Source organism: Rhodococcus sp. ARC_M12 (assembly GCF_022810385.1).
Lineage (GTDB): Bacteria > Actinomycetota > Actinomycetes > Mycobacteriales > Mycobacteriaceae > Rhodococcoides > Rhodococcoides navarretei.
Map to the genome: position 1 here is coordinate 100,044 of NZ_JALGQI010000004.1, position 15,486 is coordinate 115,529.

The 15,486-nt window shown below is 64.3% G+C and carries 15 protein-coding genes and 1 tRNA gene; 5 read left to right on the forward strand and 11 right to left on the reverse strand.

The features are described from left to right. Positions 1-137 precede the first annotated feature (137 nt). Positions 138-824, forward strand: a complete 687-nt coding sequence (locus tag MTX35_RS07105; protein WP_243594299.1) for a pyridoxamine 5'-phosphate oxidase family protein — start codon at positions 138-140, stop codon at positions 822-824. On the opposite strand, the gene tgt is transcribed toward MTX35_RS07105, so the two are convergent. The 7 genes from tgt to MTX35_RS07140 all read right to left on the reverse strand — a co-directional run bounded on the left by tgt (position 778) and on the right by MTX35_RS07140 (position 10,093). Then, the gene (gene tgt, locus MTX35_RS07110) at positions 778-2,016 is read right to left on the reverse strand and encodes a tRNA guanosine(34) transglycosylase Tgt (RefSeq protein WP_243594300.1); all 1,239 of its coding nucleotides are present in this window, start codon (positions 2,014-2,016) and stop codon (positions 778-780) included. The genes MTX35_RS07105 and tgt overlap by 47 nt on opposite strands. Positions 2,017-2,099: 83 nt before the next feature. Further along, a complete protein-coding gene (locus tag MTX35_RS07115) occupies positions 2,100-3,959 on the reverse strand; it encodes an ABC transporter ATP-binding protein (protein ID WP_243594436.1) in 1,860 nt (619 codons plus the stop codon). Between the two features lie 95 nt (positions 3,960-4,054). Then, positions 4,055-5,788 (reverse strand): ABC transporter ATP-binding protein, encoded by a 1,734-nt coding sequence (locus MTX35_RS07120; RefSeq protein WP_243594301.1) that lies wholly within the window; start codon positions 5,786-5,788, stop codon positions 4,055-4,057. Positions 5,789-5,877: 89 nt separating this feature from the next. After that, positions 5,878-8,166, reverse strand: coding sequence for an MMPL family transporter (locus MTX35_RS07125; RefSeq protein WP_243594302.1), 2,289 nt, complete (start codon positions 8,164-8,166; stop codon positions 5,878-5,880). A gap of 2 nt (positions 8,167-8,168) precedes the next feature. Then, positions 8,169-8,852, reverse strand: a complete 684-nt coding sequence (locus tag MTX35_RS07130; protein ID WP_243594303.1) for a TetR/AcrR family transcriptional regulator — start codon at positions 8,850-8,852, stop codon at positions 8,169-8,171. 86 nt (positions 8,853-8,938) lie between these two features. Next, positions 8,939-9,397 (reverse strand): Rrf2 family transcriptional regulator, encoded by a 459-nt coding sequence (locus MTX35_RS07135; protein ID WP_243594437.1) that lies wholly within the window; start codon positions 9,395-9,397, stop codon positions 8,939-8,941. 60 nt (positions 9,398-9,457) lie between these two features. Further along, complete coding sequence (locus MTX35_RS07140; RefSeq protein WP_243594304.1) at positions 9,458-10,093, reverse strand: heme-binding protein; 636 nt, start codon at positions 10,091-10,093, stop codon at positions 9,458-9,460. 113 nt (positions 10,094-10,206) lie between these two features. On the opposite strand from MTX35_RS07140, the gene MTX35_RS07145 reads away from it, so the two are divergent. Further along, a complete protein-coding gene (locus MTX35_RS07145) occupies positions 10,207-11,112 on the forward strand; it encodes a sterol desaturase family protein (protein WP_243594305.1) in 906 nt (301 codons plus the stop codon). Here the strand turns inward: MTX35_RS07145 and MTX35_RS07150 are convergent. Further along, entirely contained in the window at positions 11,093-11,782 is a 690-nt protein-coding gene (locus MTX35_RS07150; RefSeq protein WP_243594306.1) for a YceI family protein, read from the reverse strand. The two genes, MTX35_RS07145 and MTX35_RS07150, sit on opposite strands and share 20 nt — an antisense overlap. Before the next feature lie 120 nt (positions 11,783-11,902). Between MTX35_RS07150 and MTX35_RS07155 the strand changes: the two genes are divergently transcribed. Genes MTX35_RS07155 through MTX35_RS07165 form a run of 3 tightly spaced genes read left to right on the forward strand, consistent with a single transcriptional unit; the run spans position 11,903 to position 14,315 of the window. Next, positions 11,903-12,913 (forward strand): PHP domain-containing protein, encoded by a 1,011-nt coding sequence (locus tag MTX35_RS07155; RefSeq protein WP_243594307.1) that lies wholly within the window; start codon positions 11,903-11,905, stop codon positions 12,911-12,913. Then, complete coding sequence (locus MTX35_RS07160) at positions 12,910-13,824, forward strand: S9 family peptidase (protein WP_243594308.1); 915 nt, start codon at positions 12,910-12,912, stop codon at positions 13,822-13,824. The genes MTX35_RS07155 and MTX35_RS07160 overlap by 4 nt, the downstream gene beginning before the upstream one ends. Positions 13,825-13,847: 23 nt before the next feature. Further along, the gene (locus MTX35_RS07165; RefSeq protein ID WP_243594309.1) at positions 13,848-14,315 is read left to right on the forward strand and encodes a hypothetical protein; all 468 of its coding nucleotides are present in this window, start codon (positions 13,848-13,850) and stop codon (positions 14,313-14,315) included. Positions 14,316-14,553: 238 nt separating this feature from the next. Here the strand turns inward: MTX35_RS07165 and MTX35_RS07170 are convergent. The 3 genes from MTX35_RS07170 to MTX35_RS07180 all read right to left on the reverse strand — a co-directional run bounded on the left by MTX35_RS07170 (position 14,554) and on the right by MTX35_RS07180 (position 15,483). Further along, a tRNA-Ser gene (locus tag MTX35_RS07170) sits at positions 14,554-14,643 on the reverse strand. Positions 14,644-14,734: 91 nt separating this feature from the next. Continuing rightward, on the reverse strand, positions 14,735-14,932 hold the full coding sequence (locus tag MTX35_RS07175; RefSeq protein WP_243594310.1) for a CsbD family protein: 198 nt from the start codon (positions 14,930-14,932) through the stop codon (positions 14,735-14,737). A 95-nt stretch (positions 14,933-15,027) separates the two neighbouring features. Continuing rightward, entirely contained in the window at positions 15,028-15,483 is a 456-nt protein-coding gene (locus MTX35_RS07180; protein ID WP_243594311.1) for a nucleoside deaminase, read from the reverse strand. Between the last annotated feature and the right edge of the window lie 3 nt (positions 15,484-15,486).

The window sequence follows — 15,486 nt, forward strand, 5'->3', positions numbered from 1 at the left end:
GGTGGACCCCCACGGCGATTCTGCTACTACACACTCGGTAGTAATAGGCTACCTCGCCGAGTCAGCGGCCAGGTGTCGCCGGCACCCGGCAGCGGCCTGAAGTCGCACAACACGGGGATTGCCCTAAGGTGACACCCGTGCTGCAGAGCAACCACTATCACCATCTGATGTTCGGTCCCGCTGCGATTGCGCGACAGAAGGTCGACGGCAGTTACACCGCCTACGGCTCACAGACCGAGCGACCCGATGACGGCCCGACGCCTCTCGACACTCGCGAGAAGGCCATGATTCGCGCGCTGGATCAGTTCCAGATCGCCACCGTCGCCGAGTCCGGCTGGCCCTACATCCAGTATCGAAGTGGGCCGAAAGGCTTCCTGCAGGTGCTCGACGACCGAACGTTGGGATTCGCCGACTTCGCCGGCAACCATCAATACGTCACCGCCGCCAATCTCGATCACGACGACCGCGTCGCCCTGCTCTTGGTGAATTACCCTCAGCGTCAACGCCTCAAGCTCTACGGACGGGCACGTACCGTCGAGAAGACCGACGATCCCGAACTGCTGGACCGACTGCGAAAGATCGGCGACACGACCGTCGCCGCCACGTGTGAACGCAGCGTCGTCATCGACGTCGAGGCCTTCGACTGGAACTGCACCCGCAGCATCATCCCCCGCTACGACGCGGCATACCTCGCGGACCTCTCCGAGGTCTACCAGCGCAAAGCAGCCGAACGGGAACAGGAACTGCTACAGCGCATTTCAGAGCTCGAGAATCAGCTCACGCAGTCTTCGATGCATAGAAGCGACCCAGGAACTCCGTCTTGAATTCCGCGAAGCGTCCCTGATCGATGGAGGCTCGGATGTCGTCGACCAGTTTGACCGTGAAACGCTCGTTGTGGATGGTGCACAGCGTCGACGCAAGCATTTCCTTGGCCTTGAACAGGTGATGGATATAGGCCTTGGTGTAGTGCGCGCAGGTGTAGCAGTCGCAGTTCTCGTCGATCGGGGTGAAGTCGCGTCGATGCTTGGCAGTGTTGATGTTGAAGCGTCCCGACGGCACGTAGATCGCCGCATTGCGCGCCACGCGTGAGGGATTGACGCAGTCGAACGTGTCGGCGCCGTTCTCGATGGCGGTGAAGAAATCGTCCGGTTCGCTGATCCCGAGCATGTGCCGCGGCTTGTGTTCGGGCAGTTCCTCGTTCACCCACCGGGTGATGGTGCCGAGGTTCTGCTTCTCGAGTGCGCCGCCGATGCCGTAGCCGTCGAAGCCGCGTCCCGTCTCTCCGGTGATCGTTTCGAGATCGTGCGCGGCCTTGCGTCGTAGATCCTCGTACTGCGCGCCCTGCACCACTCCGAACAGCGCCTGGTACGGCTTGTCGGCGCGTTCGACCGTCAGACGTTCGTGCTCGAGGACGCACCGCTTGGCCCACGCCTGCGTCCGATCGACCGATTTCTCTTGGTAACCGCGGGTATTCATCAGCGTCGTCAATTCGTCGAACGCGAACATGATGTCGGCTCCGAGGCGATGCTGAATCTGCATCGACACCTCGGGGGTGAACCGATGCTTGGAGCCGTCGAGGTGGGATTTGAACGTCACTCCGTCGTCGTCGACGTGCGCGAGACGTTCTTTGCCCTCGGCGATGACGTCGTCGGATTGCACGCGCGTGGCGTCCATCGAGATGACCTTCTTGAACCCGACGCCGAGCGACATGACCTGGAATCCGCCGCTGTCGGTGAACGTCGGACCGTGCCAGTTCATGAACTTGCCCAGCCCGCCTGCCTCGTCGACGATGTCCGAGCCCGGCTGCAGATACAGGTGGTACGCGTTGGCGAGCACAGCCTGCGCGCCGAGCTCCTTCATCGCCTCCGGCAGCACCGCTTTGACGGTCGCCTTGGTGCCCACCGCGATGAACGCGGGGGTGGCGATGTCTCCGTGCGGGGTGTGGATGGTGCCGGTGCGCCCGAGCTCACCGTCGAGCCGGGTGCCGATATCGAAGCCGAAACTGGAGGAACTCACCGCGTCAGTATGCCGCTGCGCGGCAGTGGTGCGGTTAAGTGCCCTCTGCGGCACTTATTCACGCCACTGCGGCGGAGGCGCACTCAACTGCTGTAGAGCCGGTAATACGCACCCTTGGCGTCGAGCAATTCTTCGTGATTGCCCTGCTCGACGATGCTGCCGTTCTCCATCACGACGATGGTGTCGGCATCACGAATGGTCGAGAGGCGATGCGCAATAACAAAACTGGTGCGATCGTTTCGCAGCGCTGCCGTCGCCTTCTGCACCAGCAGCTCGGTGCGAGTGTCGACCGAGCTGGTGGCCTCGTCGAGAATGAGGATCAGCGGCTTGGCCAGGAAGGCACGGGCGATGGTGATGAGCTGCTTCTCACCGGCGCTGACGTTGTTGCCCTCCTCGTCGATGATCGTGTCGTATCCGTTGGGCAACGAATGGACGAATTTGTCGACATAGCTGACCCGAGCTGCTTCGAGGATCTCTTCCTCGCTGGCGGTCGGGTCGCCGTAGGCGATGTTGTCGCGGATAGTGCCACCGAACAACCAGGTGTCCTGCAACACCATGCCGGTTCGTGAGCGCAGCTGGTTGCGCGTCATCTGGCGTGTATCGACACCGTCGAGTGTGATTCGGCCGGAATCGATCTCGTAGAACCGCATGATCAGGTTGACCAGTGTGGTCTTGCCGGCTCCTGTCGGTCCGACGATCGCCACCAGATGTCCCGGGTCGGCGGTGAGCGATAGATTCTGGATGAGCGGCTGCTCCGGCGAGTAGCTGAACGAGACGTCGTCGAACACGACGCGTCCGCGACGCTCCGTCGGGCTGGACGCAGGCACGACGTCCGGGTCTTCCTCGTCGGCGTCGAGCACCTCGAAGATGCGTTCGGCGGACGCGACTCCGGACTGAATCAGATTGATCATCGCGCCGACCTGCGACAGCGGCTGAGTGAACTGCCGCGAATACTGAATGAACGCCTGCACTTCGCCCAGGCTCAGTGTTCCCGACGCCACGCGAAGACCGCCCACGACGGCGACGACGACGTAGTTGATATTTCCGAGGAACATGATGATCGGCATGATCAGACCGGAGATGAACTGCGCCCGGAAGCCTGCTTGGAAGAGCTTCTCGTTGCGGTCACCGAACTCGCGTTCCACCTCCGCCTGGCGGCCGAACGCCTTGACGATCTCGTGGCCGGTGTAGGTTTCCTCGATCTGGGCGTTGAGCTTGCCGGTGTGCTGCCACTGCGCCACGAAGTGCGGCTGCGACCTCTTGGCGATCAGCGCGGTCACCAGGAACGAGGCCGGGATCGTCAGCAGCGCAACCAGAGCGAGCAACGGTGAGATCCAGATCATCACGCCGAGGATGCCGAGCACGGTCAGGATGCCGGTGATCAGCTGGCTCAGTGTCTGCTGCAGGCTTGTCGAGACGTTGTCGATGTCGTTGGTGACGCGGCTGAGCGTCTCGCCTCGGGCATTGTTGTCGAAGTACTGCAGCGGCAGGCGATGCACCTTGGCCTCTACGCTGCCGCGCAGCAACAGGATTCGACGTTGCAACGCGATGTTGAGGATGTAGCCCTGGCCCCACGCCAGCAGTGCAGACGCCACATAGAGTACGAGCACCCAGAGCAGGACCGTTCCGACGGCACCGAAATCGATTCCCGCACCGGGTGTGACGTCCATGCCCGAGACCAGATCGGCGACGGTGTCGTTACCGGCGGCCCGAAGGCCCTCGACCGCTTGTTCTTTCGTCTGACCCGGTTCGAGATCTCCGCCGACGACTCCGTTGAAGATCAGGTTGGTGGCGTGCCCGAGGACGGTCGGCGCAGCCACGCTGAGGACGACGCTGACAATTCCCAGCACGAGCATCAGGCTCAGCAGGAATCGTTCCGGAGCGAGCAAACCGACGACGCGTTTGAACGAGCCCTTGAAGTTCTTGGCTTTCGTGGCCGGCAGCGCCTTCGCGACGCGGCTGCCCTTCTTCTTCTCGGTGGAAGGCTCGGCCGCGGAATCCTTGCCGGCTGTGGAATCTTTGGTGGTGTCGATGTCGGTCACAGTGCACCTGCGACTTGCCGCTGGGAGTCGACGATTTCGGCGTAGGTGGGGCACGTGTCCATCAGTTGCTCGTGGTTACCCACGCCCACCGGCTTTCCGTCGTCGAGCACGAGAATCTGGTCGGCGTCGACGATGGTCGACACTCGTTGAGCCACAACGATCATGCATGCATCTCGTGTCACCGGACGCAGCGCCGCGCGAAGGTTGGCGTCGGTGGTGAGGTCGAGAGCGGAGAAGGAGTCGTCGAACAGGTAGATCTTGGGCTTGCGTACCAGCGCCCGGGCAATGGCGAGCCGCTGGCGCTGACCTCCCGATACGGTGGTGCCGCCCTGCGCGACGGCAGTCTCGAGGCCGTCGGGCATCGCGCGCACGAAGTCGGCACCCTGGGCGATCTCGAGCGCCTCCCACAATTCTGCGTCGGTGGCGTCGGCCTTGCCGTACCGCAGATTGCTGGCGATGGTGCCGGAGAACAGGTACGGCTTCTGCGGCACGAATCCGATCTCCGATCGCAGCAGGTCCAGATCGAGTTCGCGAATGTCGACACCGCCGACCCGCACCTGACCGCCGGTGACGTCCATCAGCCGTGGAATCAGATTGACAAGAGTCGACTTACCCGATCCGGTGCCGCCGATGATGGCGGTGACCTTGCCTGCCTCGGCAGTCAGATTCACCCCGCACAGCACCGGGTATTCGGCTCCGGGATAGGAGAATTCGGCCCCGACGAGCTCGACCGTGCCCGGTGAGGACACGAACGTCCGGGGATTCTCGGGCAGCACCACCGAGGATTCGGTGGCCAGAACCTCGCTGATGCGATCGGCACACACCGATGCGCGCGGCACCATCATCGCGATGAACGACGCCATCATCACCGACATCAGGATGAGCATGATGTAGCTCAGAAGCGCAGTGAGCGAACCGATCTGCATCGTGCCGTTGTCGATGGCGTGACCGCCGAACCAGATGACGGCGACGCTGGTGACGTTGCTGATGAGCATGACTGTCGGGAACATCAAGGCCATCAACCGACCGACCTTGAGTGCCGTCTCGGTCAACGAGGTGTTGGCCGCACCGAAACGGTCGACCTCGAACTGTTCGCGAACGAAGGCCCGCACGACGCGAATCCCGGTGATCTGTTCGCGCAATACGCGGTTGACCGCGTCGATGCGCTTCTGCATGGAGCGGAACGCCGGCACCATCCGAACGATGATCAAGCTCATTGCAATCGCGAGGCCGGGCACTGCGATGAGCAGAATCCACGACAGGCTGATGTCCTCACGCAGTGACATCACGATGCCGCCGATGCACATGATGGGAGCCATCACCACGATGGTGAAGCCCATGATGATCAACAACTGCACCTGCTGCACGTCGTTGGTGTTGCGGGTGATCAGCGACGGGGCGCCGAATTGGCCGACCTCGCGAGCAGAGAACGTGCCGACGCGGTGCAGGATGGCCCCGCGCAGGTCACGTCCGACACTCATGGCCGTGCGAGCACCGAGGAACACCGCTGCGGCAGAACTGATGATCTGCACTCCCGACACCAACAGCATCACTCCGCCGGCGGACACGATGTAGCCCGTGTCGCCGACGGTCACACCGTTGTCGATGATGTCGGCATTGAGGCTGGGCAGGAACAGCGCCGCCAAGGTCGCGACGAGTTGCAGCAGGACCAGCGCGACGATCGGCATCTTGTACGGAGCCAGATACGTGCGCAGCAGGGGGATCAGCATGATGGCCGAAGATTACTCGTACACATGGATAACAGTCTCTCCGTTTTTCGAGTGTTGCGGGTAATCTTCGGCCGACCGGCCGGCGGGAACTAGGCGGTCTTCTCCGGGGCCGTCTTCAGCTTGGCACCTTCGATGTCGACGTTGGGCAAAATCTTGTCCAGCCACTTCGGCAGCCACCAGGCCTTGTCGCCCAGCAGCGCCATCACCGACGGAATCAGCACCATGCGCACGACGAACGCGTCGAAGAAGACGGCCGCCGCGAGCGCGAAGCCGATGGACTTGATGAACGAGTCCGGCTCGGCGATGAACGCGGCGAACACCGAGATCATGATGACCGCGGCCGAGGTGACCACTCGTGCGCCGTACTTGAAGCCGTTGACGACGGCATCCTTGGCGGCGGCACCGTGGACGAACTCCTCACGCATGCGCGAGACGAGGAACACCTGATAGTCCATCGCGAGGCCGAACACCACACCGATGAGGAAGATCGGCATGAAGCTGACGATCGGCTGCGGGTTGGAGATCAGGCCGAGCCCGCCCTCTTGGAAGATGAACACGGTGGCACCGAAGGTCGCGAGCACGCTGAGCAGGAATCCGAGCGTTGCAGTCAGCGGCACCAGGATGGAGCGGAACACCAGCATCAGCAGCACGAAGGCCAGGCCGACGACCACTGCCAGGTACGGAATCAAGGCGTCCTGCAGCCGTTCGGAGACGTCGAGCTCGAGTGCCGTCTGCCCGGTGACGCCATAGGAAACGCCGTCGCTGGCCTGCACGCCCGGCTCGGCGTCGCGCAGATTCGCCACCAGGGTCTTGGTCTGCTCGCTGTTGGGCGAGGATGACGGTGTGACCAGGATCTGCGCGGTGTCACCGGCCGGGTTGACGGCGATGATCTGCGCGTTCGTGACGTCGGACTGCTCGGTGATCGTCTCGACGACCTTGCCGAAGGAGGCAGTCCGATCGGCCTCTGCCACGCTCGACGCGTCGGCGATGACCAGGAGCGGTCCGTTGCGTCCGGGACCGAACCCTTCGTCGACGACGTCATAGGCCTGACGCGCGGGGGTGGACGGATCGGACGTGGCGATGGACGGCAGAGCCAGCGACAGACCGGTGGCCGGTCCTGCGATGACGCCGAGCAGGACGATGCCGCCGATCAGGCCGACCGCGGGCCGCTTGACCAGGAACCTGGCCCACCGAAGTCCGTTGGTGGGCTTGGCATCGGGAGATTCCGGGTCGGCAGTGTTGACGAACTTGAGCTTGCCTGCGAAGGCCTTGCCCTTGTAGAGGCCGAGCATGGCGGGCAGGAATGTCAGTGCGATGAGTACCGCGATGAACACCGCGAATCCGGCTGCCAGACCCATTTGCGACAGGAACGGGATGCCGACGACGCGCAGTGCGACGAGGGCGATGAGCACGGTGGCACCGGCGAACACGACGGCCGAGCCTGCGGTTCCCACCGACCGGCCGACGGCCTCCTCACGGTCGTCGGTGAGCGTCAACTCGTGTCTGTAGCGAGCCAGGATGAACAGGGAGTAGTCGATCGCGACGGCCAGACCGATCATGATGGCGAGCACCGGTGTGAACGTGGACAGATCGGCGAAGCCGGATGCCGTGGTGATCGCCAGGCTCGAGATGCCGATGCCGACGATGGCGGTGATGAGCGGCAGGCTGGCGGCCGCGGCGGATCCGAACATGATGAGCAGCACGACGGCGGCCACGGCCAGACCGACGAGTTCCGACGTTCCGCCGGGCGGGGCGGTGTCCTGCGCGACGGTTCCGCCGAGCAGGACGGTCAGGCCGGCGTCACGCGCGGGCTGTGCTGCCTCGTCGAGTTCGGTGCGGATCTGGTCGGTGACGTCCGCGAGCTCGACGTCGATCGGCACGGTGACCGTTCCGACGTTGCCGTTGGGGCTCAACGGTGATGTGGCTGCGGCGTCGGCTGCTACCTCGTCCGCCGGGGTACCTGCTTCCGCTGCTGCCTCGGTGTATCGCTCGATGGTGGACTGATTGGCAGCGACCGGATTGGCCAGCGGCGGAGCACCTTCCGCAGGCTTGGCGGCGTCGATCTTCTCGATCTCGGCGATGGTGGCATCGATGGCCGAGGTGTACTGCGGGGTGTCCAGCGTTTGCCCGTCCGGGGCTTGGAAGACGTACTCGGCGTTGACGGCGGTGAGCGGATCCTCGGCATTGCCGAAGCGCTCCTCCTGCAGGTCCAGTGCGGCCTGTGCCGGTGTGCCCGGGATGTTGAACGAGTTTGCTGTGGGGCCGGACAGCGTTGCTGCGCCCACTCCGGCGAGAACCAGAATCGCCAGCCACAGTCCGAGGACCATGCCCTTACGCCGGTACGCGAATCTTCCGATTCGGTAGAGATAGGTGGCCACGGTCAAGCTCCTCGGTTGTGTTCGGACGTGGGGGTGTGAGGTTCGGGGTCAGGAGTGGAGCCTGCGGAACGACCCTTGGGTTCGGGTAACCCGGCGCGCAGTTGGTCGAAGGCGTCCTCGATGAGGGCCCTCGGTGTCGATGCGCCTGCGGAGTCGGTGACCCAGATGTTCAGTGCTGCCGTGACGGCACCACCGACGGCCATCTGGAGCAGGTTCGGGTAGAGGTCGGTGTCGATATCGGTGCCGGTTCGCTCGGCGATGGCTTCGCCGAGTTTGCGGGTCAGCGATTGGTGCATTTCGAGTTTGCGTGCCATCAGGGCGGGGTTGGCTTCGATGAGCCGTGCTGCCGCGAAGGTGTCGTCCAGATCCCGGCCGGGGTCCGCGACGAGGTTGATTGCGATGTGCCGCAACGAGTCCCAGATCGGTTCGGTCGACGGCCTGGCGCGCAGGAGCTCGAACCACTCGAGGGCAGAAACCTCGATGTGATGAAGAACTGCTTCTTCCTTGCTGGAGAAGTAGTTGTGGAACGTGCGGGTGGACACTCCCGCCTCGTGCGCGATGGCGTCGGCGGTGACCGCCTCGAAGCCGTGCTCCTTGCCCAGACGCACGGCGGCCATGCCGAGGGCGTCGCGGGTGGCAGCCTTCTTCAGATCTCGAAGGCCCGTCGGAGAAGTCACGCTTACCAACCTACGGAAGTTGCACGGTTCTGCAAGTTTGCAGTGGAGTGCAATTTTGTCGATCCCGACACAGCTGGCAGCAGATGTGACTCAGGTCATCGACGCGCCCATGCGGTCGGCTCGCTGACCAGCTCTTTCACAAAGCCCGGCAGATCGTCCTCGACGATATCCGCGAGCGACACCGCCTCGAGCACCGCGCGGAGATTGACGCGCACCGCCAGCCAGACCCGGGTGAGCGGCTCGGCGGGGCCGGCATACTCCGCGTCCTCGGGCCGCTGCCCGCGCACCGACGCCAGCGGCCCCTCGACTGCCCTGATCACGTCGGCAACAGAAATGTCCGACGCCTCCCGCGCCAGCCAGTATCCGCCGTCGGGTCCCCGTCTACTGCACACCAGATCTGCGCGACGGAGATCCGAGAGCACCGATTCGAGAAACTTGTGCGGGATACCCTGCGCGGCGGCCAGGGCCTCGGCCTTCGCCGGCCGCTGCCCGCCGACGGCCGCGAGTTCGACGAGCGTCCGGACCGCGTAGTCCGCCTTGGCCGTGATGTGCACGCTCAATTCCTATCATTCCGATAGGAATGTGGCGAGCAGTTGCCGCAGTGAGCCGAGTGGTCAGGAACCGTCCGGTATCGCGACGACCACCTCGTTGCGACGGAAAGGTGCCAAGGTCCAGGGCGGATCGTAGAACCAGGTCATCGGCTCACCCAACATCTCGATGCCGTGGGCGCGCAGAGTGTCGGTCAACGCCGCCAGCTTCGGTTCGACGGCGTCCCGGCCGCGGCTACCGCTGAAACGCAGCACGGCCACTGTCTCCGCCGGAACCGCCGTCAACGTCACGCGGTCGTCGTCGGGAGTGGGCAGCGTGTCCATCGTCCACTCGGCCGGCATGAAGAACCGAACGACCCAGCCGTCGCTGCCGGACGTGCTCGACACGGGAGCCGTCATCGCAATCTTCTGCGAGCCTGCGGACGACTGGCTGACAGGAGCGGTCATCGCGACCTTCTGCTTACCCCCGTTTCCGCCGAAGATGTACCGGGCCAGGCGACGAAAACCCTCCTGGCGTGCCTCTTCTTCATCGGCGTCGACGGTGGTCTGGGCCGCGATGCGTGGTTCGTAGCGACGAATCTCCACCGCATCGGTCAGTCGCCGGCTCGTGTGCGGTTGTTCCTCGGTGCCGACCCGAATTCCGACGACACCCACCACGGACTCGACTACCTGTCCGGCCGTGGACGCGATTTTCTGCAACAAGTCCGACTCCGCTCTCTTTGCCGATAGGTGCGCATCTTCCACGGTACGAGCCGTAGGAAAGCTGGGCCGACAGCGTTACACTTTCCACCTGGCTGTCACGCACTGGAGGTTCGATGTACGAGTGGGTCGGTACGGCGTGGAATGCACTGCCCGAGCCGCTGCGCGATCCCGTGGCGCTGGCCATTCCCGCATTCGCGCTGCTGTTGGCGATCGAGTGGATCGCAGCCGCAAAGCTCGAGGACGGTTCGCGGGGCAGTTACTCCGCGAGGGATGCGCGGGCCAGCCTCAGCATGGGCCTGGTGTCGATCGCGACCACCACGGCGTGGAAGGCACTCGCCCTGGTCGGGTACACGGCGATCTACGTCTACGTCGCGCCGTGGCATCTCCCGGCCGACGCCTGGTACACGTGGGTGATCCTGATCCTGGGCGTCGACCTGCTGTTCTACGGCTATCACCGCATCGCGCATCGAACCCGACTGATCTGGGCGACGCATCAGGCCCACCATTCGAGCGAGTACTTCAACTTCGCCGCGGCGCTGCGTCAGAAGTGGAACAACAGCGGCGAGGTCATCATGTGGCTTCCGCTCCCCCTGCTGGGAATGCCGCCGTGGATGGTGTTCGTCGGATTCTCGATCAACCTCGTCTACCAATTCTGGGTACATACCGAGCGCATCGACCGGCTGCCGCGTCCGTTCGAGTTCGTCTTCAACACGCCCTCGCATCATCGCGTCCATCACGGTCGCGATCCGCAGTATCTGGACAAGAACTACGGCGGCATCCTGATCATCTGGGACCGCCTTTTCGGCACGTACGCCGAGGAGGTCGAGCGCCCCAACTATGGCCTGACGAAACCGGTCGACACGTTCAACATCTGGACCCTCCAGACACACGAATACCGCAACATCGCGCGGGATGTTGCGGCATCGCGGTCATGGAAGGAACGCGTCGGATATCTCGTCGGACCGCCGGGATGGACGCCTGCCGGCCCCCGAGAACGCGCTACTGCTGATTCAGATTGATCAGGAAGTCGATGGTCCCGGACGGATCGACCGTGACGAAACCGAGTGAAGGCGGCTCGATCTCGTAGTCGGACCACGTCGTCGGAATGGCACCCGACGCGATGAGCGTGTCACCGGACTGCAGTACCTCCATCTCGACCGAGACCGGACGCGTCTGATCCTTGAGCGTCAACGTGCCCTCCGCGGTGACGGTCATGGTGGTTCCGTCCCGAGGGAGGTCGGACAGATCGATCGGCGAGTCGATGCTGAACGTCGCCGTCGGGTAGGTGGCGGTATCGAAGATGTTGCCGCGGAACTGGCCGTCGCGACGATCGCTGTCGGTGCTGATCGAGTTGGTCATCACGACCACCTGGCCCTCGGTGAGGGTGTCGTCGGCGATGACCACATTGCCTGCCACCTCGGTCGTCGATCCGACCACGGTGACGTCGGAGCCGTTGAGCAGCTCGTCGACGGTATAGCCCGCGGCGGTCGTGTTGGCAGCGTCGCCCGGGGTGACGATCCACCGTCCGTCGATGCTCTCGGTGCTCGCGGCCTGCGCGCCGGAGGTCGACACGGATGCTGCCGGTGCGTCGTCTTCCTGCAGAGACGCATAGATCTTGGGGCCGAAGTACAGCCCGAGCGCCACGACGGCGACGACAACTACTCCTACGATCCACCATTTCTTGGTCATGACTGCCGATGGTAGTTGCAGCTTCAAGCCGGTGGGGAACGAGCGGCCTGGCAACTCCCTGAGAGTTTTGTCCGTTTACCCCGTGAACATGTGTCGGTACCGGCAGGCACAATGGTCCACATGGATCCGGTGGGCGCGCTTCGAGAGATCGGCTTCTGGCTCGAACGATCACGCTCGGACACCCACCGCGTCAAGGCATACCGCAGGGCTGCAGATGTGGTCGAATCCCTTAGTCCCGCACAGCGATCCGAGCACAAGAAGGCAGACACCTGGTCCTCACTGCCCGGCATCGGAGCCAAGACCTCGCTGATCATTCGACAGGCTCTGACCCAGGACGTCCCGGATTACCTGCTCGAGCAACGGGCTGCCGCAGAGCCCATCGGCGACAACGATCTTCGCGCCGCACTGAAAGGCGATCTGCACACCCATTCCAACTGGTCCGACGGCGGCAGCCCCATCGAGGAAATGATGCGCACCGCCGCGATGCTCGGACACGAGTACTGCGCGCTGACCGATCATTCCCCACGCCTGAAGGTCGCGAACGGCCTCACCGCCGAGCGTCTGCGCGCCCAGCTCGACATGGTCGCCGAACTCAACGAGCGGCTCGCACCGTTCCGCATCCTCACCGGGATCGAGGTGGACATCCTCGACGACGGCTCGCTCGACCAGGACGAGGGACTGCTCGCCGAGCTGGACGTGGTGGTGGCGAGCGTGCACTCCAACCTGCGAGCCGACTCCAAGACCATGACCAAACGCATGGTCACCGCCATCGCCAACCCTCATGTCGACGTCCTCGGCCACTGCACCGGACGGCTCGTCGAGGGCGGACGCGGCACCCGACCCGAATCGACGTTCGACGCCCCCGTGGTGTTCGAGGGCTGCCGTCAATTCGGCACCGCAGTCGAGATCAACGCCAGACCCGAACGCCAGGATCCCCCCGAGCGACTGATCGACATCGCCCTCGAACGCGACTGCCTGTTCTCCATCGACACCGACGCGCACGCACCCGGGCAACTCGACTGGCAGGGCTACGGCTGCATCCGCGCCGAAGCACAGGGCGTCCCTGCTGAGCGCGTGATCAACACCTGGCCGCTCGCCGAACTGCTCGAGTGGACGGCTCGGCGCGCGTGAACCGTCGCCACTTCCTCTCCTGCGTGCTGACGGTCGCACTGGTCGGTTGCAGCTCGGCCGACACCGACTCCTCACCGAGCACCGCAGAGACCTATTCGGCAGCGCTGCAACCGGTTTCGAGTCCGACCAGCGACCCACTCAGATTGAAGTACGGGTACGAGCCGGACAACATCGGCGATCTCTACCTCCCCGACAACACCGCCACCCTCCTCCCGGTGGTGGTGATGATCCACGGCGGAGGGTGGCAGGAAGAACCAGACCTGTCGTACTTCCAGCAGATGGCGACGGCCATCGCCGACGAGGGCATCGCCGTCTGGAACGTCGAGTATCGGCGTGGGCCGAACAACTGGGCCAACACCCTCTCCGACGTCGACGACGCCACCGAGGCGCTCGCAACCGTCGTACAGGACGCAGCGGGCGGGAGGCTCGATCTCGATCGCGTCCACATTGCCGGACACTCGGCCGGCGGGCAGCTGGCCGCATGGGTGGCCGCTCGACACCTGATGCCGGTCGATGCACCGGGAGCGGAACCGAGAATCCGGCCACGCAGCGCCACCATCATGGCCGGCGTATTCGACATGAAACGAGCGGCGAACATCGGCGGCGACAAGTTCGTCCCCGCCTTTCTCGGCGGCATGCCCAACGAAGTGCCCGGTCGCTACAAGATCGCCTCACCCATCGAATACCTCCCCCTCGACGTTCCGCTGACCGCGTTGCACGGTGACGCCGACCGAACCGTCTCGGTCAACCAGAGCCGCGTCTACGTCGACGCCGCCACGAAGGCGGGCAGCACCGACCCCGAGCTCGTCGTTCTGCCCGGAGCCGGACACGGCGCGTTCCTCGACCCGAAGAACGTGGCCTGGTCGACGACGCTCAGCACCATCACGGGGCGGGCGCAGACCCTGCTCTGAGGTCCAGGTGGTACACAGTTGCGATGAAACGAAGAATCGCGACCGGATTGCTCGGGCTGATCATGGCCGTCTCGGTGGTCGGATGTAGCAGCGACCCGTCGAGCGAGGAAGCGTCGACCACTACAACTGGCGCCACGACCACCTCTGCCGCCGCCTCCACGACGGTCGCCGAGACCACCACGGTCGACGCGCCTGCACCCGCTCCTGCACCGGCCCCGGCTCCGGCCGTCGATCCGCCGCCTGCTGCCGAGCCTGCAGCTCCGACGGATGCGACCTCAGGGGTCACCGGTGAAGCGCTCTACCAGCAGACCTGTACCCAGTTCATGCCGTCCATCGATGCGCTGGAGCAAACCGGAATCTCCGATCGCGCCAAGTCGGTCGAGGGTCTGCGCACCGAAATGACCACCGCGCCCAGCTGGAACGACGTACCGCCCGGCGATCAGAACGAAATTCTGCGTGGACTCGACGCCGCCGGTGCGGGGCAATGCTGAGCGTCTGAGTAACGGCGACCCGTCCCGGTCCGGCAATCTCGCCCGGTGATCCCGCCCGGTGGTCCCGCCCCGGTGATCCCGCAAACGCGCGCGCATTTGCCAGGTGCGCGCGAAATCGGCAGCGAACTTGCTCGCGTCTGACGAATGCGCGCGCGTTTGCGAAGAAACCTGGCCCGGCGCAGCCCCCACCCCACGCGCACAAAAAACTCCCCACCCGACGAATCGGGTGGGGAGTTCTTGGCGGTGGCGGAGGGATTTGAACCCTCGGAGGGGGTGAACCCTCACACGCTTTCGAGGCGTGCTCCTTAGGCCGCTCGGACACGCCACCGCAGAAGACTGTACCGGAATGACGGCCTGAGGCTAAATCGCCTGCTCAGCGGACCAATGGGTCGTTTCGCAGGCTCCACTCCCGCATAAATCTAGTTGCCGGTGAGCTTGTCCTTGATGTTCGAGGCTGCGTCCTTGACCTTCTCGGCACCGTCCTTGAATGCAGCCGAGGTCTGATCGCCCTTGCCCTCTGCTTCGAGGTCCTTGTCTCCGGTGGCCGAACCTGCGGCTTCTTTCGCCTTGCCGCCGAGGTCTTCGGACTTGTTCGAGATCTTGTCGCCGATGCCCATACTTTTCTCCTTCACAGAAGTAGAAGCACGTCGTTGCGCTCCCGCCTTCTACAGTCCACACATTCGCGGTCCGCGGCCAGCATGTGACGAGATCGTTATCTCTGGCGGGCGAAGAATTGCGTCAGGACTTCGGCGCATTCGGCTTCCAACACCCCGCCGCGAACCTGCGGCCTGTGGGTGAGTCGACGGTCTCGTACGACGTCCCACAGCGAGCCGACGGCTCCGGTCTTGGGTTCCCACGCTCCGAACACCACTGCGCCGACGCGAGCGAGAACCAACGCCCCGGCGCACATCGTGCAGGGTTCCAACGTGACGGCCAGCGTGCAGCCTTCGAGTCGCCAGCCGTCACCGTGGACAGCCGCTGCTCGACGCAGCGCTATCACTTCCGCGTGCCCGGTGGGGTCGCCCGACGCCTCTCGCGCATTGCAGGCCCGGGCGATCTCACGTCCCGAGGCGTCGAACACGACGGCTCCGACGGGGACGTCGGCGTCCGATGCCTCGGCCGCGGCCGACAGCGCTGCGCGGATCATGTCCGCGTCGGACACCGGCATCGG

What these genes read in the sequence shown, in the direction of transcription:
- MTX35_RS07165 (WP_243594309.1), top strand. Translation starts at nt 13,848, where the DNA reads ATGAAACGAAGAATCGCGACCGGATTGCTCGGGCTGATCATGGCCGTC.
- MTX35_RS07150 (WP_243594306.1), bottom strand. Translation starts at nt 11,782, where the DNA reads ATGACCAAGAAATGGTGGATCGTAGGAGTAGTTGTCGTCGCCGTCGTG.
- MTX35_RS07175 (WP_243594310.1), bottom strand. Translation starts at nt 14,932, where the DNA reads ATGGGCATCGGCGACAAGATCTCGAACAAGTCCGAAGACCTCGGCGGC.
- MTX35_RS07155 (WP_243594307.1), top strand. Translation starts at nt 11,903, where the DNA reads ATGGATCCGGTGGGCGCGCTTCGAGAGATCGGCTTCTGGCTCGAACGA.
- MTX35_RS07120 (WP_243594301.1), bottom strand. Translation starts at nt 5,788, where the DNA reads ATGCTGATCCCCCTGCTGCGCACGTATCTGGCTCCGTACAAGATGCCG.
- MTX35_RS07180 (WP_243594311.1), bottom strand. Translation starts at nt 15,483, where the DNA reads ATGCCGGTGTCCGACGCGGACATGATCCGCGCAGCGCTGTCGGCCGCG.
- MTX35_RS07145 (WP_243594305.1), top strand. Translation starts at nt 10,207, where the DNA reads ATGTACGAGTGGGTCGGTACGGCGTGGAATGCACTGCCCGAGCCGCTG.